Genomic DNA, 23549 nt, shown 5'->3' on the forward strand with positions numbered 1-23549 from the left:
AACTGATCATCGATCAGTGAACACAATCGGCAATGTAAAACCAATTGAGGGGGCAATTACAGTGGCAATGAATCCGGCAGAAACAGCAGTAGGTTTTATCGGTATTGGTGTGATGGGCAAAAGCATGGCACGTCATCTCAAGAAGGCGGGCTATCCGCTGCATGTGTATACACGCACAGCATCCTCCGCGCAGGAACTGGTGGATGAAGGCGCAACTTGGCATGAATCGCCAGGCAAGCTGGCATCCGCAAGCAATGTCATCATCACGATGGTTGGCTATCCGCAGGATGTCGAAGATATTTATCTAGGAGAAGACGGTATTCTGAATCGTGCCGCATCCGGTTCGTATGTGATTGATATGACCACTTCCAGTCCACAGCTCGCACAGCGCATTGCTGAACTGGCAAAGGATAAGGGCATTCACGCCTTTGACGCTCCGGTATCAGGCGGAGATGTGGGCGCACGTGAAGCCCGTCTGTCGATCATGGTCGGTGGCGAACAAGAATCCTTTGCCGCTATTCAGCCATTACTAGAAACGATGGGGACTAACATCGTGCTACAAGGTGGTCCAGGTGCGGGTCAGCATACGAAAATGTGTAACCAGATCGCCATCGCCTCCAATATGCTCGGCGTATGTGAAGCACTGGCATATGCCAAATTTGCGGGTCTGGATGCTGAAACGGTATTAAAAAGCATCGCTACTGGCGCAGCAGGCAGCTGGTCACTTAGCAACCTCGGTCCGCGCATGATCCAAGGCGATTTTGAGCCGGGCTTTTATGTGAAGCATTTTATTAAGGATATGGGCATTGCACTGAACTCGGCAAAAGAAATGGGCTTGGATACGCCAGGATTGGCGCTGGCAGAATCGGTATATCAGCAGCTATCCCAGCAAGGCTATGATGAAAAGGGTACACAGGTGCTGTACAAATATTTCACAGCACAGTTTCAATAAGCATCCGCAAGCGGTCATGTAAACCGTAGTATACGATGCACATAGTAGTTGGTTGATCCAAAGTAAACAGCCGCTGTTCCTCTCCGAGGATAGCGGCTTTTGTTTGTTTATACTTCTACCGTATACGATCTACTTCCTGATCTACAAGTCTGGAAGCGTTGAACCGATGACACTGCAATCAGTTGCTGTTCAAGATCTCATCCACCAGCTCGCTCATGCCCTGCCACGAATCCTTCATCACAAATTCTGATTGAATGGGCTGATTCCACGGACGCGGAATGCCAATCGTCTTTTTGCCAACGTCACGCGCAGCGAGCAGATTATGCGGACCATCGTCGATCAGTAGATCGAATTCCAACAGGTATTTGCGTTTGGCGACGAAGAAATTGTCATACGTAATAAACGGCAAGTGCTGCTGCAACCAGCGCCACTTTTCTGGCACTGACGATGGGCGGGCGGCAGTCACGATAATCAGATCATGCTTGGCATGGATCTTCTCCACTTCAGCAATCGTATATTCATCGAAAATCTCCAATTCCTCGTACAATCCCGGTCGACCGAAAAAGATCTCCTCCGAGCATTCATGATGCCAGATTCGGCTCATATCAAAATTCACAATCTGCTCCATAGTGAGCAGTAGATCAGGGTATAGCGCATTATGATAGTGAATCGCCCGCGGCAGTAGATGACACAGCGTATCATCCATGTCGATGGCGACAATTTTCCTGTCCAATGAAACGTCCTCCTTTATTCCTCAAGCAAACCGGTCTGCCATTTCAGACATGACAGACAATATCCAAATTGTAGCGGAGCATCTGGGAAATAGCAAAACGAATCCTGACAGGCAAACAAAAAGCAGGCTCCATCAGAGCCTGCCTATATATGCGAGAAATGATTCATCTATCTCATCAGCCTGTACTATGTCGTTACTCTGTTCGCTAACGCTACGCTCCAAATATTCCATCACTGCTGATAGTCGACTTCGGCGTGGTCATGTTCAGATCACGTACAGCTGCTTAGTCGGTGCGTTTTGCACCTGTCCATTCTTCACCGGACAGGTATTTTTCTGTCAGGATCGACAGCAGTTGAATACCGACTTCGTTATGCCCACCTTCAGGAATGATCAGGTCTGCATATTTTTTGGAAGGCTCGATAAAAGCTTCGTGCATCGGCTTCACTGTGGTCAGATACTGCTGGTGAATCGACTGAATGCTGCGTCCGCGTTCCTCGATGTCACGCAGTACACGGCGCAGGATGCGTACATCCGGGTCTGTATCCACGAACACCTTGATGTCCAGCTGTTCACGCAGCTTCTCGTCGGACAGCACATGCAGCCCTTCGATAATCACGATATTGTTCGGCTGTAGTTCCAGCGTTTGATCTGTAAAGCGCGCGTGCATAGTAAAATCGTACACTGGCGCATGTGCCACTTGACCTTGCTTCAGCTCGCCAAGATGCTGGATCAGCAGCTCATTATCAAAGGCAAACGGGTGATCATAGTTGATCAGCGCGCGTTCTTCCAGATTCAGATGCGTATGATCCTTGTAGTAATTGTCCTGCGAAATAAACGTAACTTCCTTGCCTGCACTCAAACGTTCAATGACCGAGCGTGCGACTGTTGTCTTGCCTGAACCGGTGCCACCGGCAATACCAATAATGAGCATGGCGTTAAAATAAACCTCCCTGGAATAAAAACACAATATAGTGCGGTACGGTGCAGCAAGCGTATCACGAGTTGCCTTAGCAGCGGTTCGTTCCTCAGCTTGCACTGTCGTATCCGTAAGTAAGCCGGTTATGCCTCTGTCCGATCCGAGTCGAGTGAACCCGGACGGTAAGCCGCCACTGTAAGAAAAGCTTCAGCCGCGGCGCGTAGATTGCATCATTCTTTTATGGATATTCCGTGACCCGGTTGCCCGTTTGGAGCATGTCGGCTGCCGAAAATGGCAATCTTACCGACGAAACCGGATTTTACACACTACTAATATTTTAGAATAGCACAGCTGGCGCGATTTTTCACCTGATTTCAAAAGGTTTGTGCAGGAAATATTACATTTTGTCAAATGACATTCACAACCATTGCTTTAGTATAGAAGATATGGAAATCGGCGGGACCTTGCGTTTCGGCATCCCAAATCTGAAGAGTGGAGTGATACAGATGAAGCAGCAGCAACAATGGTTGGTCAATGTGCAGCGACTGGAGCAGACAATCGAACGATTTGCGGACTATGGACGTACCGAGCAGAATGGAGTCACACGACTGGCGCTGGGCGAACAGGATATTGCAGTACGGCAGTATTTTCGACAGTGCTGTGAGGAGTTGGATATGCAGATGACTGTGGACGATATGGGCTGTATGTACGCGACACTGGAAGGTACGGAGCAGGCGCCGCCGATTGTGATCGGCTCCCATATGGATACCGTCAAAAAGGGCGGGCGTTTTGATGGTATCCTCGGCGTACTAGCAGGGCTAGAGATTGTACGCACACTCAAGGATTACGGCATTCAGCCGCGTATTCCCATCACCGTTATGAATTTTACGAATGAAGAGGGCGCGCGCTTTGAGCCATCGATGATGGCTTCCGGCGTACTAGCAGGACGCTTTGATAAGGAAACGATGCTGAACAAAACTGATCCAGATGGTATCAGCTTTCGCGAAGCGCTGGAGCAGAGCGGATATGCTGGCGATGTTGCCAACCGGATCAAGGAAGCGACGGCATATTTGGAGCTGCATATCGAGCAGGGACCGGTGCTGGAGCGCGAGAATGTGAGTATTGGTCTAGTGGATTGTGTGGTCGGGATGGTCTGTTACGAGATTGAAGTGACTGGCGAATCGGATCATGCCGGAACGACTCCGATGGATATGCGGCGGGATGCTTTTTTTGCAGCCAATGATCTGGTGATGCTATTGCGTGAGCAGTTGGAAACGCTGGACTACGATCTGGTGTACACGATGGGACGCGCCAATGTGTATCCGAATATTCATACTGTGATTCCGAATCGTGTCGTCTTCACACTGGAAGCGCGGCATAAGGATGAACAGATCGTGCGGCAGGTGGAGGAGATCATTCACGCATTGCCGGAGCAGCAGGGTGGGTGTGAGGTGACAGCGACTCGACTATGGAATCGGAATACGGTTTGGTTTGATCAACACATTTGTGCTACCTTGCAGCAGGCGGTGCAGACGCTCGGCTACTCGCACAAAACTATGGCAAGCGGCGCTGGGCATGATGCGCAGTTTGTAGCGGACTTTCTGCCGTCGGCGATGGTATTTGTGCCGAGTGTCAAAGGTAAAAGCCATTGTGAGAAAGAATTCACCTCCTATGAAGAATGCGCGCAGGGTGTGAATGTGCTGCTGGAAGCAATTATGCTATTGCAGGAGCAATCCAAGCTGTAATATATCCACTTGTAGTCACGGTATAAGCAAAGAAGCAAAGATCCGTCGCATGGTATACCAAAGAGGCATAGCCGCAGTCATTTTCGCTGTGCTATGCCTCTTTGATTTGAGCATACGGAATACCTATTATATGGATATTAAAACAATACGATGCCCATCACTGCCGAGCCAAGGATGACCAGTAGCGGATGTGCCTTGTATTTGACGATTGCCACAAATACGCCTGCTCCAATCAGCAGTGTCAGCCATGTTTTCCATTGCAGCAGTGCATCCCAGCCGTTGCCCAATCCGAAGTGAATGGCAGCATACACGATCAACCCAGTCACAATCGGACGCAATCCGTAAAAGGATGACTTCACCATAGGGCTGCTACCGAGTCGGTAAAACAATCCTGCGAGCGTAATAACCAGCACCAGCGACGGCAATACAATCCCTGTTGTCGCAGCAAACGCACCAGCTATCCCCGCCACATCATAACCGATCAGCGTCGCACTATTGGTTGCGATCGAACCGGGCGCCATGCCTGCGATGGATATGGTTTGGCGAAACGTATCCGCGCTCATCCAGCCGAATTGCTCCGCATCATGCTGAATGAGCGGGATTACCGCATAACCGCCACCGAACGAAACAAACCCAATTTTCAAAAAAGATAAAAATAGCTGCCATAACAGCATGGGTACACCTTCTTAAATATAATATTCGATATACGCTTGAGACGCTGATGTCGCATGACGCTGTTTTTCGGTACGCGCCTGCAAGCCGAGTGCCATTTTAATACGGATGATAACCAGTCCAATAATCAATCCGGCAAGGATGAGAAAGACCGGATTAAGCCCTGTGAGTAGCAGAATCATGAGCGAACCAGCCGATACAGCGATTGTCGTCCAGTCGAATAGTGAATTTCTGCCCATCCGATACGCAGCGACAGCAATCAGCCCGATCACTGCGCCCTTGATCCCTTGAAACGCCGCCTGTACTTTTGGCTCATTTTGGAAGAATGAATAAAACAGACTCAATCCAAACACGATCAAAAACGTCGGCAGCGTAATCCCAAGTGTCGCCGCAATCGCCCCGCCAATCCCCGCCATCCGGTAGCCGACAAACGCCGACGCATTCACGCCTACACCGCCCGGTGCGGAACCAGCGACCGATAACAGATTGTTCATTTCCTCCTGCGGTATCCAGCGCCGCCGCTCGACCACCTCGCGCTCGATCATCGGAATCATCGCATACCCTCCGCCAAACGTCGCCGGTCCAATTTTGAAAAAGACCACAAACAGCTCCACCAGCATGCGCAAACGCTCCGATACTCGCGTCTGCTGGGAACTTGAAGTTTTCATACCCATCCGTCCTTTCTGTATACTTCTAGTATATCATCTTTTTTTCAAAATGAAATTAACTTATTGATGAACAGAGAAGCATGTTTGAAAACATAATGATAAGCAGACGCCATACTTTCCGAAATACCGTATTTTAAGTTCAAATCTACAGTATCATGCTGCAAATGAGTATATAATGGGCTTTTGTAGACATAATCATTGGATAAAAGCATCTAAAAGCCTTCGAAGCAATCGTTCTTTTTCTAAACAATAAACAAGGCTATAATGAGTTTTTTCGGTTTTGGTAAAAAGTCACTGAATTTGACAATCGCTTGGAACGGCACGTATCATAGAAGCCAAAATCCGGCGGAATCATAATATAGAGAATGATGAAATCGCAGACCACCTATGCTCCTGCAACCAGATCACTGTCTGCTCGCCGTCATCATAAGGAGGAACCAACCATGCTGTCATTTTTCAAAAAAGGAAAGACGCAACCCATTGAAGCACTATCGCCGATCACTGGTCAGGCGGTGGATCTATCTCAAGTACCTGATCCAGCATTTGCCGAGAAGCTGATGGGACAAGGCATTGCGATTGAACCGAAGGAAGGTAAAGTCCATGCCCCCTTCGACGGTAAAATCGCCCAACTATTCAAAACTCGTCACGCTCTATTAGTGGAGCATAGCTCCGGTGTGCAGGTGCTGATCCATGTCGGGGTAGATACCGTTTCGCTCAAGGGAGAAGGCTTTACCGCTCACGTGGCTACTGGCGACAAGGTAAAACAGGGACAATTGCTGCTGGAATTTGATATTGCACATATTCAGGCGGCGGGCTATCCGGTCATCACACCGATCATCATACCGGACGGACAGGACACGGTGAAAAGCGTAGAGGAATATACGGGCAGTGTTACAGCGGGACAGGATAAGGTACTACAAGTGAACCTGTAAGCTGATTACTATTGCCGATTTTATAGAAGGAATGTACAATTTCTGAATACGAATACGAATACGAATACGAATACGAATACGAATACGAATACGAATACGAATACGAATACGAATATGAGTCCGAGTCCTGTCGCTGCCGTTTAGGCGGGCAGGATTTTTCTTTATATACAAGAGAGAGCAGATAGATACTACGTAGATAGCGACTGGATGGAAATGATCTCAGCCAAACAGCAGTGGCAAGTGACAATCCAGCATAACGAGCCGAAAAGTAGGGGGAATACAACATGAACTATGATGCACAGAGCAATCCGAAGGACGACATCTCCATACAACGCATCACACTCGGACTGGGCTGCTTCTGGGGTCCAGAATCATGGCTGGGCGCATTGAAAGGCGTAGTGCATACATCTACTGGATATGCGGGTGGAACGACAGAGCAGCCGGTGTATCGGCAGATGGGCGATCATTCGGAAACCATTCGGCTGGAATATAACCCTGATGTGTTGCCACTCGAAACATTGCTCACCTTGTTCTGGGAACATCATCGTCCAGAAGTCATTAACACGTACAAGGATAGCCGCCAATATCGGTCGATTCTCCTCTACGAACATGAAGATCAACGGAACATCATCCAGCGTCTACAAGCCGAACATGAATCACGCGCATATACAGAAATTCAGCCATGTAGTACCTTTTATCTTGCCGAAGAACGGCATCAAAAATATTATTTACAGCGTAAGCCGGAGGTGCTGGCAGCGCTGGATTCCTTATTTACCAATCGTGAACAGGCTCTGCAATCGACGCTGGCGGCTCGCTTGAACGGATGGAGCCGAGAAGCTATAACAGTAGCTGATCTCCTCGCTGAGCTGGAGCACTGGCAGGAGCCGCTAAATGAGCAGCAGCAGGAACAGTATCGAGCATTGCTGCTATCGCTCACTTGATAGTAGCAATAAATAAGAAGGTGGAGTGGTAAAGTTTACCATTATTCCTGTATACTAAGTACGATTACAGGCATGGCATATCGGCATTAACGGCTGTGTCTTACATATAACATATGGATCGATGGGAGATACGAAATTCCAATTGAGCGATACATCAGCATATGAAGATGATGAATGGAGCTAGTGTATCTGACCATATGCTTGGGAGGATACTGTATATTTCCGTATGTATTTCGATCTTCATCAACGATAAAGGAATGATTCAGCCTGTATCCTTAGCAATAGGAGCGTATATGACTATGAAACCGAGTATTTTTGACGTAGCCAAACGGGCGGGATTATCCGTCGTAACAGTATCCCGTGTGTTAAATGGGGCAGGAACGGTGCGGGAGAAAAACCGACTCAAGGTGCTGGAAGCAATTCGTGAGCTGGATTACCGACCTAGCGCTGCCGCACGCTCATTAGCACGCGGGCGGACAGGCACGATTGGATTGATTTTGACGACATTACATGATTCCTTTTTCGATACGGTTGCCAAGGAGATTAACGATCTACTCGCGATGCAGGGATATTATCTGGCAATTTCGGTATCGACGGGGCTTAGCGAGCATGGCGAGCATTATATGATGCAGGAGGATCGTTTGGATGGCATGATTCTGCTGTCGCCAGTCGAGGAAAAAGAACTAGCGGATGAGCTAGCCAAGCGGGATATTCCGTATGTGATTATCGACAATCAGCTGCCGCAGCATAGCGCAGAAGCGATCTCCATCGACAATGCGCACGGCGGATATATCGCTGGACGGCATTTGCTGGAGCTGGGGCATCGCCGGATTGTACATTTGTGTGGAGATGAATTATTTTTGAGCACACGCGAGCGGCGCAGTGGATTTACGCAGGCATTGAAGGAAGCTGGAGTGGAGCCGCTGGTAGAGCAGGGAACGTATACCGTTGCGTTTGGATATGAAACCGGGCAGCGCTGGTTGCAGGAGGGGACATTGCCAGAAGCCGTATTCGCCGGAAATGACTATATTGCGATTGGATTGATCAATTCCCTGATGAATGGCGGTATTCGTATTCCGCACGATCTCTCGATTATCGGTTACGACGATCAGAATATCTCCTCCCAGCTGCGTCCGCTGCTGACCACGGTGCGACAACCCGCAGACGAGATGGCACGCACGGCAGTGGAGCTACTACTGAACAAAATGAATCAACCGGAGCAACCTGTACAGGGCATTTGCATTCGCCCACAGCTCATTGTCCGCGAATCAACCGCTGCACGCTGACAGCGGTTTTTTGATGTGGACTGTAGATGCAACCGATGCTGCACTCCCTATGGGGAAAAAGGAGTATGGTATGATGGAAGATAGCAAAGTTGCAGTGGCAACTCAATATAGAAAGAGCAGGTGGAGAGAATCATGAAACTGTTAACCTTGAATGTGCATGGCTGGCATGAGGAGAATCAATTGGACAAAATTCGCGAATTGGCGTCTTTTATCGATCAGCATCAATTCGATCTGGTCGCGATGCAGGAGGTCAACCAGTCGGCGGCAGAGCAGCCGTTGACGGATGACCAGCTGCGTCATTATGTAGAATTCGACTCAGAAGGAATCATCCGTCAGGATAACTATGCGCATGTGCTGGTGTCGCATATTCAGGCGGACTATTATTGGACATGGATTCCGGTACATTCCGCGTCCAAAGGACGACTGGATGAAGGATTGGCGATTCTGTCCCGCACACCGCTAACCGAGGCAGTCTTCGGTTACGTCTCCACCCAGCGCATCTATGACAATTACAAAACACGCAAAGTATTGGCGGTTCATACCGAATATGAAGGGCAGCCAATGTGGCTGGCAAATGGACATTTCGGATGGTGGAACGATGAAGTCGAACCATTCCGCCCACAATGGGATCGCGCAGAAGAATTGCTAGCACCCTGTCTGGATCAACAACTCTTTTTCCTCGGTGACTTCAACAACGTAGCCGAGATTCGCGGCGAAGGCTACGATTACATGATGAAGCAAATCTGGCACGATACGTACACCCTCGCCCAAGAAAAAGACGGCGGTCATACCGTAGTCAAATCCATTGGCGGCTGGGAAGGCAACACCCAACCTCTACGCATCGACTACATTTACAGCAACCGTCCCATTCCCGTACATCGCTCACAAGTAGCCCTAGACGGTCAAAACGGCGCAGTCGTCTCCGACCACTTCGGCGTAATGGCAGAACTACATTGGCCAAACCCAGAGTAAACAAGTCAAGAAGCATAACTACAAAGCACAAACTACAACCACAAGCCCAATCATTAAAAAACAAAAGAGAACGACACCAGATATCTGCTGTCGTTCTCTTTCTTCTACATAACCCACTCTCTACCACCTTCTATTCCCTCTGCTCCTCCCCGTGAAGAGTTGCAAATGGCGTTGGTGTTGCGGTGAGCACGGAGCGGAGGGAATAGGGGAAAAGGACGACTTACAGTGTTTGCGATATTCAAACACGGGGTTCAATCAAGAGTGATTTTTGCGAAAGCAAAATATCTTACTTCTTTGGAGGGGCGGGAATCTACCTATACTCTCAATTCGTAGATTCTCGTACCTCCACCGGAGTCCCGTCCCCTTATCCCTTCCCGCAGCGGACCCTCACCCAACCACCACTGCCCATTTCCCCACTCTTACACGTCCACCCACTCGCGCCGCAAGCTAAACAAACTTTGCAGCTCATCGTTGGACAATTCCGTAATCCACCCTTCCGAGGTGGAGATAATATTATTGCTTAGCTGCTGCTTACTCTCCAGCATCTCATCAATCCGCTCCTCCAGCGTGCCTAGCGAGATAAACTTATGCACCTGCACATCCCGCTGCTGACCCATCCGATATGCGCGGTCGGTCGCCTGATTCTCCACCGCCGGATTCCACCAGCGATCCACATGGAAAACATGATTGGCAGCGGTCAGATTCAGACCAACGCCGCCCGCCTTGAGCGACAGGATAAAAATATTCGGCTCGCCCGGGCTTTGGAATTGCTCGATCATGCGGTCACGCGCTGTTTTGGACGTGCTACCGTTTAAGTACAGCACCGACTCGTTCATATCCTCGCTCAATACCTTCTGAATGATCTGACCCATACCAATGTATTGAGTGAAAATCAGACACTTCTCGCCTTCGGCACGCAGCTCGCGTACCATCTCCACCAGCCGTTCTAGCTTCGCAGAGCGACTGATCAGCGCATCGATACTCCAATCCGTTTCTTCCTCTTCTCCCTCTTCCTGCGGCGATACGGTATGCACGAGCGCTGGATGGTCGCAGATTTGCTTGAGCTGAGTCAGTGCAGACAGAATCGCGCCTTTGCGCTTCATTCCCTGCAACTGGTTCATCTGCTGCATCAGCTGATTGACTGCCTGATCGTACATCACGCCCTGCTCCGGGGTGAGATTGATATACGTCTTCATCTCGTTCTTTTCCGGCAAATTCAACTGAATATTCGGGTCTTTTTTCGTCCGGCGTAGCATGAATGGCTTGACGAGCTGTTGCAAATTCTGGGTGCGCTCCTCGTCATGCTCTTTTTCAATGGCGGTCGCAAACCGATCCTGAAATCCCTTCATACTGCCCAGATAGCCGGGGGTGATAAAGTCGTAAATCGACCATAGCTCGGCAAGCCGATTTTCGATAGGTGTACCCGTCATAGCGACCCGATGAAGGGCATGCAGACTTCGTACCGTTTGCGATTGGCGCGTTTGTGCATTTTTGATATTTTGCGCTTCATCCAGACAGATCGTTGCCCATGTGACCGTCTGCAATAGCTCCTGATCCAGCGAAGCCGTTGCAAATGAAGTCAGAATGACGTCGTGATCGTCCACCAACTGCTGAAATGCGTCGCCGCTCAGTCGCTTGCTGCCATAGTGTAGCGCAACGCGCAGAGACGGCGCGAAGCGACTGATTTCCTTTTGCCAGTTGCCGAGTACAGACGTTGGACAGACCACCAGCGAGGTCGGGCTAGATACCGAAGAACTGACCAGCAGCGCGGAGTCCTGTTCAGCCGTAGGCTGGATTGGTTCGGAAAGGCTGGTGGAAAAGGCTGCTGCCAGTTGCGTATGCTGTAGCTGCTGCGCATCGTTTTGTTCCATGCTTTGCAGCACGATCTGATGCAATCGCTCAGCTTCGGTTTCGGCATCTTCCTTGATATGCAGCAGATAAGTGATCAGCTGAATTGTTTTGCCGAGACCCATATCGTCCGCCAAACAAGCGCCAAGCCCGAAGCGGCGCAGGAAGCTCAGCCATGAGAAGCCTTCCTGCTGGTACGGTCGCAGCTGAGCATGCAGTCCCGCAGGAACCGGAATAAGTGGCATATCGTTCTGCTGGCTAATTTGGCTGATTAATCCATTCAAATGCTCATTCAATTCCACTTCAATCTCAATACGCTGGAATTCTTCCTCTTCTGCATCGACGACATCTTCTTCTTCGCCATTTTGCTTGCTGCGGCGCATCAGATGCAGTTGCAGCACATCCTGAAATGACAATCCACGTCGTCGGTCAATACCCTGCATCGCGCGGCGAATCTGCTCCAGCAGTTCAGGATCGAGTACAATCCATTGTCCACGGAACAGCGCAAGTCGTTCCTGCTTTTCCGCCAATTCAAGAAATTCATCTTCGGTCAGTTCGGTTTCGCCGATAGCGACCCGCCAGTCGAAGTCAATGAGCGCATCCAAGCCGAAAAAGGACTTGCCAGTACGCTTTTCCTCTTCCTCGCTCACTTTGGCTTTGAGCTTCGGACGCTTGCGCCGTGCGGCTTCCCACCATGCAGGAAGCAGTACGAGCCAGCCCGATTGCAGTAGCCGATTACTGTACTGTGACAGAAAGCGCCATGCTTGCTCATTGTTCAGACTGCGCCCAATCATATCATGTTCCGTCCCAAATTGATGAATCGGCAGCACGGCGCGCAATTGCTCCCGCCAGCCAGCCGAGCGATCCAGTACATGCTGCTGCCACGCGGTTGGCCAGTCGCCATCTGCCTGCCCGTTCATGCTCAATTGCACAGGCACCAGATGCGTTTCGTCCGTTTTATCCTGTAAAATCAATCGCAATTGCCAGCCGTTATTATGCTCTTCCGGCTCCACCAGCTGCAAGGCTGGACGGAAAGGCGCGGAATCGCTTTTCCAGCCAATTGACACTAACCAGCTATTTTCATCCATTCCAGCAGTGCTATTGTTGCGGTCAAATAGCTGCGGATATTCGCGCCGCAGATCGGCAGCTTCGGCTTCGGTGTTGTAATACATCTCCGACACATTGGCGGAAAAGGATGCCTGCAAGCCTTCTAGCAGTTCCGGCTCTACGCCGGTTTGCAGCAATCGCTGCAATTCCTGCCGCTTGGTGCGGGATACGGATTTGAGTAGGTACTCTGGGTCCCATTTCCATTGCAATTTGCCCCGTCGATAAGCGCCGAGTGAAGGCAGGTACTTTTTATCGTTCAGGCAGTTCAATAGCGCAGGAGCGAGCTGACGCAGGGCATCTGCGTCGCCTTCCCAATCCCACTGCACATGATGCAGTAGCGGTGCCTCTGCAAAGAACGGAATAACCTGCTCCGCAGGCAAGACGATCAGCTCGACCTCTGGCGTTTGCTCCATTTGCAGCTGAGTGCCGTAAAAGGAAGGCTTATGCCAAGCAAACAGCAGATGCTTAAGGTAGAGCGCCGGTACGAAGCCGTACGATTCCTTGGTGCCGTAGATCAGCGCATCGCCATATTCGCTCATGCCGACGCGGATTTGGATATGTTGTAAATGATGACTCATGGAATCAGCTTCCCTTTCCGTAATTCTTCCTGTAACGCGCGCAAACGACTATGCTTGGCGGCAAATTCCTCAATATATTCCTGCCAGATGTCGTCCTGCTTGAGCTTGGCATACAGCTTGGACAGACGCTTGAGCAGCTTGACTGCTGCTTTGTAGCCGTCGCGATTTTTGTGTGCCATATGTCGCTCGACCGCCTGATGGTAAAAGGGCAGCAGCAGCTCCGGTGCGTTCATTTCCAGCGGCTTCAGCTCGGTTACTTTGTAGTTGGCAGGGTCTTTGCCTGCAGATAATTGGTAATCCATCCACTGACGGTATTTGCCATATGCCATCAGGCGTTCTTCATAAATGCGTCCACCGAGAGGTAGCATGCGTTCCAGCGCTTGCCACATCTGCGGCTCGCGATCTGGCAGCTGTTGTACTACCATTTCCCAATCATCGCCGTAATGCTGCAAGTCGGAATATTGTCGGCGCAGCACGGGAACCAGTTGTTCCAGCCACCATGCCAGTCGTTCCCACTGCTTGTCTGCCGCCAGTTCGCCGGTCAGATCCGGCATCCGTTCGGGGTAAAAGTCATGCCGCTCCGCCGCCTGCCGAATCCATTCCAGCGCCTGCTCATCGTCTTGAGATAGAAAATGAATATAGCTGCGCGCGAGCAACCCGGAGTTGTAAGCAAATCGCGGAGCTTGCCGATTCTCCTTTTGCTGCTCAGCTTGAGCAAAGGCGCGTTCTAGCAGCTTCAGCTCACGTTCTAGCAGCGGCACTGCCTGTGGCAATGACATCAGCCAGCCGTGCCAAAGCTGGTAATAGCAGCTCAGCAGCACATGCGTATCTCGTACTTCATACAGCATGTTATGCCGTAATTCCTTGAGCAGCCCACCCAGCACAACGCGTTCCTCCGCCTGTTCCAGTGGAGCCAGTGGAGTGGACAGCCATTGCTGCAAACGGGCTTGCACTTCCGTTGCCGCCATTCGGGTATGGTAGCCCAGTGATAATGTAGTCGAGCCGGTTGTGCGATGCAGCGGCTGCATCACCCGACTGTATATGGTTAATTCCACCAGCAACCGATACAATTGCGCAGCAGCTGGGGTTAGATCAGGCATGACGCGAAGACATTGCTCCAGCGCCTGCTCGGTATACGTAACGTTGCGGATGTCTTGCTCCAGTGGAGCCAGTTGCTGTTCAATCTGGCGCCGCCATTGATCCAAGATGGAATCCGCCGCGGATTCATGGGAAGGTTGATTCATATCAAATGTTCTCCTGCATACATAGGCTATGTGGTATCCCTTTATTATACCATTTGCCCGTAATGCCACGACCGTGTTTTTATAAAAATTTATTGTTTTTCCTACTAAAATGGGGCTTTGTACGCTATAAACTGCTTGGATTGCCGCCGATATAATATATATTATTTGTTTCCTTAACCATTCCCAACCGCGGTAGCTGATCGATACTGCTTGTAGAACGGCGGAGTGGGATCATTTTGCGGAAAGGAGGATTCTTATGGAATTCTCCAATGAGCTTCTGGTTGGCTTCGAGAACGATGCGCAGCTGCGCTTGTTGCTTGATATGATACCGGAGCTGATTGTATTGAAAGACGGCGAAGGGCGCTGGCTGATTTGCAACCGCATGGTACGTGAGGTGCATCAGCTGGACGAGTTCGAATATATAAATAAAACCGATCTGGAATTGGCAGAGATGCGACCGGAGCTGCGTTCGGTTTTTGAATTTAATGCCTTGACTGACGAGCAGGCATGGGAGAAAGGCTCCACTCTAGTTGTGGAAAAGTCCTTTGTAGGCTATGACGGAGAGGAGCGCACATGGGAAGTGATGAAAACGCCGATCTTTTGCGATGTTCATGAACGGAATCGTTTGATCATCGTTAGTCGCAATATCACCGACCGCAAGCTTGCCGAGATCGCTTTGCAGCAGAAAAAGGAACGCTACCAGCTGATTGCCGAAAATATGACCGATGTGATTACCATTCTCGGATTGGATCGTACGGTGCAGTATGTATCACCGTCGATTTGGCGTGCGCTTGGTTATACGCCAGAGGAATTAATGCACACGGAGCGTTTTCAACTGGTGCATCCCGATGATATTGTTACATTTGCCCAGCTGCTAAACGAGATTCTTGCAGAAAAGAAAGTGCATGTGGTGACGGAATGCCGGTATCGGCATAAAGATGGTCACTATATCTGGTTTGAGATGAATATGTCTTATGTGCATCAGGAGCACAAAGACGATTATCTACTGACCGTGGCGCGCAATATCGAAGAACGTAAAATGCACGTACAGCAGCTCAAATCGCTTGCGTATATTGATCCGTTAACCGGTGTACCGAATCGCCGTTATCTGATGAATCAGCTGCATCAGGATATTGAGCTGGCACATCAAAATCAGACGATGCTAGGTATCCTGTATCTGGACATCGACCGATTCAAGCAAGTGAACGATACCTTCGGTCATGAGGCAGGCGATTGCCTGCTGACGCAGATGGTAGAGCGGATTACCGGCGAGCTAGGTCCGATGGACACGATTGCCCGGATCGGTGGCGACGAATTTATCGTCGTGCTGCCATTGGTGAGCAGTCGCAGCCAGATTAGCTGGATGGCAGATACCATCTGTCACGTCTTGCAGAATCCATGGCAACTGGATAACCAGCACGTATGTACCGCCTCGTCCGTCGGCGTAGCGATGTATCCGAATGATGGTACAACCGCCAATGCTCTGCTACGTTGTGCCGATCTGGCACTATATGAAGCGAAGCGTTCAGGGCGTGCACAGGTTGTTTTTCATGAGGATATGGAAAGCACTTCGTAAAGGAATGTATAGATTCAATAAGATTCTTTATAGCCAGATGTGTAATAATTATTATTCTATAAAATGAATATTTATGTATTATAATTAGCAGTCAACTTTGCGATGAGGTTTGTATTTACTCATCTAACAAGGTTGACTTTTTTTCGTTTGAGATATTATTATTCAATATCATGTATAAGTAATACTCCTATAGCCATTCTATTGAATATTTAGCCAAGGGAACTTACAGAATACATATGGGCATAGGAGAAGCTGCTGTAATGAACTACATAGTATAGGAGGATGAATCATGCTGGATATGTCAACGATGATCGGCTTTGCTCTGGTGGCGCTCGGTATGGTGTGTGCGCCGGGACCCAATATGATCTATCTGTTATCGCGTTCGATTACACAAGGACGGATGGCAGGAGTGATCTCGTTAATGGGTATTATGCTGGCATTTACAGTGTATATTACGGCGACGATGCTAGGATTGTCGGCGCTGTTTCACGCAGTGCCGCTCCTGTATGAGCTGATTCGCTGGGCAGGCGCAGGCTATCTGCTCTGGCTCGCTTGGAAGTCGCTCAAGCCGGGACAATCGTCACCACTTGAACCGCAGCAGTTGTCGGTCGATTCGCCGCGCAAGCTGTTCATGATGGGCTTTATGACCAATTTGCTGAATCCGAAGGCAGCAGTGCTGTATATCTCGCTGTTGCCACAATTTATCGATCCAACGCGCGGTTCGATCCTGATGCAAAGTATGGAGCTGGGACTGATACAGATCACCATTAGCTGCATGATCAATCTGTTGATCGTACTCACTGCGAGTGCTGTCGCTGCATGGTTCTCCAAGCGTCCGCTCTGGTTAAAATGGCAGCGCTGGCTGATGGCAGGCGTATTGACTGGACTCGCTGCACGCATGGCGCTGGATCGCAGCAAATAAGCAATTGAGGAAGAGAATACCACCTGCGCACAGAGAAATGTGTAGGTGGTATTTTTAGCATATGATGGTGTAGCGATGGTACTTGATGCAAAACATTTTGTGCCGTAAATCTCTGTTTTGTGATAGCATAAAAAGACAAAATCAGACAACTTTATCGCTCTTTTATGAAAACGTTATCAAATATAAATTCGGAAAACGCCATATTCGCGATCCATCCCATATAATGAAGATATACCATCGTGTTCAAATCATATCTAGCGTAACATCCAGTCTTATAGGGAGTGTCCTAATGAAAGAATTATGCAAAATACTAATCGTCGATGATGAGGTGCTGGTTCGGCAAGGAATTAAGCATTATCTCGTCTGGGAACAATACGGATTCCAGATCGTGGGCGAAGCTTCCAATGGACGTGAAGCGTTGGAGCTGATGGATGAGCTGCGTCCGCATATCGTCATTACCGATATTGTGATGCCGATTATGGATGGCGAGGAATTCACCCGCATCGTGAAGCAGAACTATCCTGCCATCGAGGTCATCGTATTGAGTAGCTATGGGGAATTCAACTATGTGCGCTCGACCTTCCAAAACGGCGTAGCAGACTATATTCTCAAGCCCAAGCTAGAAACGCAGGAACTGCTACAAGTGCTGCAAAATACCGCCCGTCGCATTCCGTCGTTGCAATACGACGAGCAAAATGGTGGCGAGCAAATTACAGTGGATCATGTACTGGAAAAGCTCATCGCTGGATTCGATGCTGAGTATGACCCGGAGCTGCTCACTACGCAGTTTCCGTATGACCGCTGTTATCTAGTTGGTGTACAGCCGCGGCTGATCCATGGCGGTACGGGCGATGCGTTGAACCAACAGCGCAGCAAACAGATTGCTGGCATTAGCACTCGAATGGCAGAATGTCTGGAACAATGTGGGCTGCCGCTGGCTTTTCGTCCAGTAGCTGCTGATCCGCAGATGGTCGTCTTTTTATTAAATCTGGATGCGGCACAGTATGACGAACTGATCCAACTTCTGCGACAACTGGCATCTCATGATGAGGAAGAGATAGAGACGGCGCAGCATGCGTGGGCGCTCAGCGAACACTTTGAGCAGCCGCAGCAGATTGGAGTGATGTATCAGCATTTGCTGCGACTGCTGGAATATCGGTTTTATTTTCCCAATCAGGCGCTCATGATTGAGCATGAATTGCCGGAGCCAGTGGAGGTAAAGGGCGGATTCAATCTGAAGCAGTTTACCGAGGAGCTGCGACGTGAACAGTTTGATAGCGCCTTTGCATCTCTACAGGAGTATGTGCAGACGCTGGCGGGCAATTATCGGGCAACGCCGTTTGAATTGAAGTCGTTTCTTGGCAATATTATTTTCAACATTATTACGCTGCTGGGCAATCAGGATTATGATGTACGGCAGCTGGATCAGGAAAAGTATGACTATTTCCGCGATATTAACGATGCGTTGGATGTACAGCAGACATTGGCGCTGTTGCATGGCTTTTTGGAGAGAGTGCAAGCAAGCATCGCAGAGCGCTCCGGTCAGCAGGGCAGCTCCAATATGAAGATGCTGCTGGAATACATCGAGCAGCATTATGCCGAACCGCTGAGTCTGACTGGGCTGGGGCAGCATTTTCATTTTAACCCGTCGTATTTATCAAGCTATTTTACAACCCATAACAAGGAAGGCTTTAGTGAGCACTTGAATAAGATTCGGGTACAAAAGGCTGCGGAGATGCTGACGGATGATCGGTATGCCATCTCTGAGATCAGCGATAGAGTCGGCTACTCGGATCATAGCTATTTCACCAAAGTATTCAAAAAATGGACCGGTCTGTCGCCCAGTCAGTACCGCCGGCAGCATGTGCGCTAAACGGCAGGATCTTACGAAGATGAGTGTGAATGTGAAATGAACATCAAAAATCATATGCGCCGTTTTGAGCAAAAGGGATTGTTTTTCAAGCTGTTTATCGTGATGGTCGTCAGCATCATTACCGTCTGTTTATTGACTTCGCTAGTAACGATTCGGATGTCAGAGCGGCTATTTACGGAAACCTTTAGCATTACCAATTCCAAGGTGCTGAATCAGATCAAGAGCAGTATGGAATCGTTCAATGATTCGATTGTGAATGCGGTGAGCCATGCGTCCCAGAACGGGACTGTCAAAAGTTATCTGACGGGCGGGGAAGGCGATTCCTTAAGCGCGTCGGTTACCTATTTTGGCATGGGGCAGCAGATGAAGCAGATCAAGTCGAATGTGGATGCGTACGATGTAGGGGTGACGCTAGTCGGCGTTAATGGACGTAGCTTCACCTCGGATTGGTCGTATTGGCCGGTGCAGACTCAGCAATTGGCAAAGAGCCGGATCACCGAGCGTACGGTGGCAGAGCCGAAGCGGCTCATGTACCAGTATGACGAAGAGACGGCAAAGAGCGGGAAGGAAGATTATATCATCGCGTCCAAAGCGCTGATGGAGCGGACAAGCGATTACCTGTACGGTACGATCTATGTGGCGATTCGGGAGCAGGAATTCAAACGCTTTTACAGCAACTTCACCAGCACAGGCAATGATGTGCTGATTCTAGACGCGTACGGACGAATTGTTTCCTCCAATCGAGAAGAGCTAATCGGCACCTTTTCCCCGAAGCTCTTAAAGGATGTAACCGAGATTCAGGATCAGCAGCTCAGCTATAAAAATGACGATGTAATGGGCAAAAATCATATTATTCTCGCCAATTACATCCCGTCCTACAACTACTATCTGGTCAACCTGATCGACCGTGAATATGCTGTCGGACAGATCATTAACGTGCGCGACATCGCCTTGATCTGTATTGGCATCGTGCTCGCTGCGCTGCTGACCGTGTTCCTCATCTCGCGTCGCCTGACGCAATCACTGACCCGTTTGGTGCGCCAGATGTCTACCATTACGGAAAAGGACTTCGGCAACTACGTGCATGTGACGGGTAGCTATGAGGTGCAGGAGCTGAGCCGAGCGTTCAACTATATGCTGGACGAGCTGAACGAGTATATCGCCCGTCTGCTAGAAACGCAAAAAGAACAGCGGAATGCAGAGCTGGCAGCCCTTCAGCGACAGATCAATCCGCATTTCCTGTACAATACACTGGCGTCAATCAAGATGCTCGTGCAAAAGGGCAACAAAGAAACAGCTGCTGAGACGATCAACGCACTCATTTCCCTGCTGCAAAACACAATCAGCAATGTGAGCGAGACGATCACCATCGAGCAGGAATTGAACAATATGAAGAACTATGTATTTATCAACCATGTGCGCTATGGCAATAAGGTACAGGTCAACTATTTCGTCGCACCGGATTGCATGGACTACCAAGTGCCTAAGCTGATCATCCAGCCGTTTATCGAAAATGCCTTTTTCCACGCCTTTAACGAAAAAGGATCGGGCGTTATCTACATTATGGTGTCGCGTCTGGACGATATGTTAGTATGCGAAGTGGTCGACAACGGCGACGGCATCGATGGCTTATCCGATGGAGAGGACAGCCAACTGCCGAATCCGAAGTCCAAACGCCAGCTGTTCACAGGGATCGGTATTCAGAATGTAAACAACCGTATTACGCTGCTGTACGGCGATCAGTACGGGGTGAGTATTTCCAGTAAAAAGGGCGAGGGAACGAAGGTGAAGATTACCTTGCCGCTAATTGTGGAGCAACAGGAGTTGTTTGATCGTTCGTGATGAATGATGGTGATAGAGCCGCAGATGCTTATGTGTTACGTAAAGGCTCGTAAAGGTTTCCTATTTGATTCGGAGAATCCGATTTTGTGTAAGCTACAATGGTTCAAAGTGGAAATTGTTGTATTTTATATGATAGTTTGGATGTATCTCGAAGAAAAAAGGGGGACTTACATGAAGACCAACCGAATGACCAGTCGCAAACTGATCTGGGGCATCGTCGCTGCCGTTGTGATTGTGGCGGTGGGGATTGAACTGTTCATGCTGCTAGGATACGCGATGGTGACAAACCATCCGTCGAGTTAAGGTGTAACGATCATCGCAAGTATGATCATCCATTGCAGAATCATTATACAAAAAAGAGCCATATGGTATTGTCCATACGGCTCTTTTGTATTCCTTTCGTTTACGCCTTCTTATGCCTTCTCACATACCAAACAATAAACCCAATCCCCACCACAGCAATAATGACGTAAGCAATATTCGAATACACATCCATAAACTCTGTAATCCGATGCCAGTTCTCCCCTAGACTCGCCCCTATAATAACCAGAATCGAGTTCCAGATCACTGTCCCAATCGTCGTAAACAGCAGAAACAGTCCAAACTTCATATTGGACATGCCTGCCGGAATCGAGATCAGGCTGCGTACTAGCGGCACCATACGGCAGAACAGCACCGTCCAATACCCATACTTGTCGAACCACTGGTCTGCGCGGCGAATATCTTCCTTTTTCACCCGTAAAAGATGACCCCAGCGGTCGATGATTTTTTCCAGCCGCTCCACATCAATCAGCAGCCCCACGCCGTACAAAATAACCGCCCCGGCTACCGAGCCAATCGTCGCCGCGATAATCACACCAATCACCGTCAGTGACGAGTTGGTCGTCATAAATCCGCCAAACGGCAGTACAATCTCCGACGGGATCGGTGGAAATACATTTTCCAGCGCAATGATCAGCGCGATGCCGATATAACCGAATTGTTCCATAAAATTCGTAATCCAGTTTTGCAAAATAACCCTCCTCCAATATGGTTCACCTAATCTGGCTATAAGCGCTCTGTATCTCTATACGGTATACTGCCTATTTATTTGTACAAAATGACATATGAAACTGGTACTCCATCATAAGCCTTTTCTCTTTATACACCGAACGACCTTCATTTGAAGCGTGTAAATCCAGTCATATCAACATATTTATGGATAAAAAGTGTCATATTCCGACGGATTTGCTAAGAATTATGGTTTGCATAAAATATACAGCATCGGTTGTTCATATGCAAAGTTTGCCGTCTTTTCTGTTTGTCATCTCCCTGCATGTACGCAGATAGGACAGCAAGCGTTACAACAATAGATCATATTCATATGCCATTTTCCAAACGATGACAGAATTGAAATTTTATGAATACGCTATAGCGGGTAAGCATAGGTAAGCAGCAGAGCGGTTCTAACCAGCCGTTGCCGACTGGCTTAGTTGGCAGTGGGGGTATAAAAGATGATAAGATAAAGCTGGACAGCGGAATGTTCCGTTTCTGCATACCTCAGGGCAGCCAATTAGAAGCTGCGGCAGAATCGGGAGATGTTTCGGCATACGGATGGAATGGGAACCGCAAAACACGGCGTTGGCATAGGAACAGGTTGTGCAACATTTGTATGCACAGCGGGGTATCTGTTTGTATGACGATCAATGGAGGAATAGAATATGATGAAAACAGTTTCCAAGCTGATTGTATCAATCGCGCTCGTTTTTAGTATGGGAGCCGGTACGGTTCAGGCAGCAGCGGCATCACCAGACATTCAGGTTATCGTCAACAATTCAACCGTGTATGTTGGTGTGACCGCTTACGTGGACCGCGGCACAACGATGATTCCCATCAAGGCGCTGCAGTACATACCGGGCAATTCAACGATATGGAACAATATTAATCAAACGGTAACGGTCAGTCAGGAAGGCAAGGTCATTACGCTGGTCATTGGACAGACGACGGCAACGATCAATGATCGTACGGTGCAACTTCCAGTCGCGCCAACAATTCGTGACGGACGGGCAATGGTACCGCTACGCTTTATCGCGGAAGCGGCAGATGCAACGGTGTATTGGAATCCGACATCGCGCATCGTCTATGTTGCCAAAACACCAGATCAGAATCTACGCCAGCTGAGCGGCACCGATCTGGCAACCGCACGCGAGGCAGCCGTATCGATTCCGCGCATTAACCGACTCAAGAGCTTCACCCCATCGGAGAAAAGCGGCGGCAATTACCGTTATTACTTCCCAGAAGGACAGTATTACCCGTTCTTCGAGCAGCGTGGTGATGTCGTTTCCTACTATGAAATGCAGGACAACCACAGCGAGCTAGTATGGACAGCCAAGCTGGATCTGACCAAGCAGTCGACGAACAATCTGTTCTTCCTGCCGTATGCAATTGAGCAGGAGGACGGAACCATGCCGAGCATTCTGAGTCGCGTCGTCTTTTTTGATAATCTGACATCTAACGGTGTATCGCGTTATGGCTATATCGACAACCCGATTCAGTCGGCAGGCAACAATAGTAGTAGCAGTCAGGCAGAAAATCGCTTTACCAATATACCGGAAGAGAAGCCAGTCAAATAAGCATAGCCAGTATCACTCTATCGTCAGCTTGGCACATGTACTGAGTAAGCCGATCACGATAGACAAGCAACTCCAATGACACTGGCAGCAGATATGGATACGCCACGCTCGATGATTTTCCGTATCCATC

At 49.2% G+C, this 23549-nt stretch carries 19 protein-coding genes; 12 read left to right on the top strand and 7 right to left on the bottom strand.

From position 1 onward, the window contains the following. Window positions 1–67 precede the first annotated feature (67 nt). Window positions 68–952, top strand: a complete 885-nt coding sequence (locus tag ABXR35_RS14305; protein ID WP_367062785.1) for an NAD(P)-dependent oxidoreductase — start codon at window positions 68–70, stop codon at window positions 950–952. A gap of 178 nt (window positions 953–1130) precedes the next feature. Here the strand turns inward: ABXR35_RS14305 and ABXR35_RS14310 are convergent, their stop codons facing one another. Together ABXR35_RS14310 and udk are read right to left on the bottom strand one after the other, a co-directional pair. Continuing rightward, window positions 1131–1685, bottom strand: a complete 555-nt coding sequence (locus tag ABXR35_RS14310) for a 5' nucleotidase, NT5C type (RefSeq protein WP_367061732.1) — start codon at window positions 1683–1685, stop codon at window positions 1131–1133. Between the two features lie 283 nt (window positions 1686–1968). Beyond that, window positions 1969–2616, bottom strand: a complete 648-nt coding sequence (gene udk / locus ABXR35_RS14315; RefSeq protein ID WP_367061735.1) for a uridine kinase — start codon at window positions 2614–2616, stop codon at window positions 1969–1971. A gap of 491 nt (window positions 2617–3107) precedes the next feature. On the opposite strand from udk, the gene ABXR35_RS14320 reads away from it, so the two are divergent. Beyond that, window positions 3108–4346, top strand: a complete 1239-nt coding sequence (locus ABXR35_RS14320) for a Zn-dependent hydrolase (protein WP_367061738.1) — start codon at window positions 3108–3110, stop codon at window positions 4344–4346. A gap of 137 nt (window positions 4347–4483) precedes the next feature. Here the strand turns inward: ABXR35_RS14320 and ABXR35_RS14325 are convergent, their stop codons facing one another. Then, on the bottom strand, window positions 4484–5020 hold the full coding sequence (locus tag ABXR35_RS14325) for a chromate transporter (protein WP_367061741.1): 537 nt from the start codon (window positions 5018–5020) through the stop codon (window positions 4484–4486). 12 nt (window positions 5021–5032) lie between these two features. Further along, window positions 5033–5686 (bottom strand): chromate transporter, encoded by a 654-nt coding sequence (locus ABXR35_RS14330; protein ID WP_367061744.1) that lies wholly within the window; start codon window positions 5684–5686, stop codon window positions 5033–5035. Between the two features lie 443 nt (window positions 5687–6129). On the opposite strand from ABXR35_RS14330, the gene ABXR35_RS14335 reads away from it, so the two are divergent. The 4 genes from ABXR35_RS14335 to ABXR35_RS14350 all read left to right on the top strand — a co-directional run bounded on the left by ABXR35_RS14335 (window position 6130) and on the right by ABXR35_RS14350 (window position 9817). Beyond that, complete coding sequence (locus tag ABXR35_RS14335; protein WP_367061747.1) at window positions 6130–6618, top strand: PTS sugar transporter subunit IIA; 489 nt, start codon at window positions 6130–6132, stop codon at window positions 6616–6618. 284 nt (window positions 6619–6902) lie between these two features. Next, window positions 6903–7559, top strand: a complete 657-nt coding sequence (locus tag ABXR35_RS14340) for a peptide-methionine (S)-S-oxide reductase MsrA (RefSeq protein WP_367061750.1) — start codon at window positions 6903–6905, stop codon at window positions 7557–7559. Window positions 7560–7858: 299 nt separating this feature from the next. Then, the gene (locus ABXR35_RS14345; RefSeq protein ID WP_367061753.1) at window positions 7859–8845 is read left to right on the top strand and encodes a LacI family DNA-binding transcriptional regulator; all 987 of its coding nucleotides are present in this window, start codon (window positions 7859–7861) and stop codon (window positions 8843–8845) included. Window positions 8846–8977: 132 nt separating this feature from the next. Continuing rightward, window positions 8978–9817, top strand: a complete 840-nt coding sequence (locus ABXR35_RS14350) for an endonuclease/exonuclease/phosphatase family protein (RefSeq protein WP_367061756.1) — start codon at window positions 8978–8980, stop codon at window positions 9815–9817. Between the two features lie 419 nt (window positions 9818–10236). On the opposite strand, the gene ABXR35_RS14355 is transcribed toward ABXR35_RS14350, so the two are convergent. Together ABXR35_RS14355 and ABXR35_RS14360 are read right to left on the bottom strand one after the other, a co-directional pair. Further along, the gene (locus ABXR35_RS14355; protein ID WP_367061759.1) at window positions 10237–13350 is read right to left on the bottom strand and encodes a DEAD/DEAH box helicase; all 3114 of its coding nucleotides are present in this window, start codon (window positions 13348–13350) and stop codon (window positions 10237–10239) included. After that, complete coding sequence (locus tag ABXR35_RS14360; protein ID WP_367061762.1) at window positions 13347–14594, bottom strand: hypothetical protein; 1248 nt, start codon at window positions 14592–14594, stop codon at window positions 13347–13349. Before ABXR35_RS14360 ends, ABXR35_RS14355 begins: the two co-directional genes overlap by 4 nt. Before the next feature lie 256 nt (window positions 14595–14850). Between ABXR35_RS14360 and ABXR35_RS14365 the strand changes: the two genes are divergently transcribed. The 5 genes from ABXR35_RS14365 (at window position 14851) to ABXR35_RS14385 (ending at window position 21110) form a co-directional block, all read left to right on the top strand. After that, a complete protein-coding gene (locus ABXR35_RS14365) occupies window positions 14851–16170 on the top strand; it encodes a diguanylate cyclase domain-containing protein (RefSeq protein WP_367061765.1) in 1320 nt (439 codons plus the stop codon). Between the two features lie 289 nt (window positions 16171–16459). Further along, window positions 16460–17092 carry a LysE family translocator gene (locus ABXR35_RS14370; RefSeq protein WP_367061768.1) on the top strand — a complete coding sequence of 211 codons (633 nt, stop codon included), beginning with the start codon at window positions 16460–16462 and terminating at the stop codon, window positions 17090–17092. Window positions 17093–17381: 289 nt separating this feature from the next. Then, window positions 17382–18965, top strand: coding sequence for a response regulator transcription factor (locus ABXR35_RS14375; protein WP_367061771.1), 1584 nt, complete (start codon window positions 17382–17384; stop codon window positions 18963–18965). Between the two features lie 36 nt (window positions 18966–19001). Next, complete coding sequence (locus ABXR35_RS14380) at window positions 19002–20807, top strand: sensor histidine kinase (RefSeq protein WP_436669369.1); 1806 nt, start codon at window positions 19002–19004, stop codon at window positions 20805–20807. 171 nt (window positions 20808–20978) lie between these two features. Then, complete coding sequence (locus tag ABXR35_RS14385) at window positions 20979–21110, top strand: hypothetical protein (protein WP_367061774.1); 132 nt, start codon at window positions 20979–20981, stop codon at window positions 21108–21110. Window positions 21111–21210: 100 nt separating this feature from the next. Here ABXR35_RS14385 and ABXR35_RS14390 read toward each other — a convergent pair whose 3' ends face one another. Next, on the bottom strand, window positions 21211–21819 hold the full coding sequence (locus tag ABXR35_RS14390; protein WP_367061777.1) for a DedA family protein: 609 nt from the start codon (window positions 21817–21819) through the stop codon (window positions 21211–21213). Window positions 21820–22507: 688 nt separating this feature from the next. Here ABXR35_RS14390 and ABXR35_RS14395 point away from each other — a divergent pair. Further along, window positions 22508–23419, top strand: coding sequence for a copper amine oxidase N-terminal domain-containing protein (locus ABXR35_RS14395; RefSeq protein ID WP_367061780.1), 912 nt, complete (start codon window positions 22508–22510; stop codon window positions 23417–23419). Window positions 23420–23549 lie beyond the last annotated feature (130 nt).

The organism is Paenibacillus sp. JQZ6Y-1, assembly GCF_040719145.1.
Classification (GTDB): domain Bacteria; phylum Bacillota; class Bacilli; order Paenibacillales; family Paenibacillaceae; genus Saccharibacillus; species Saccharibacillus kandeliae.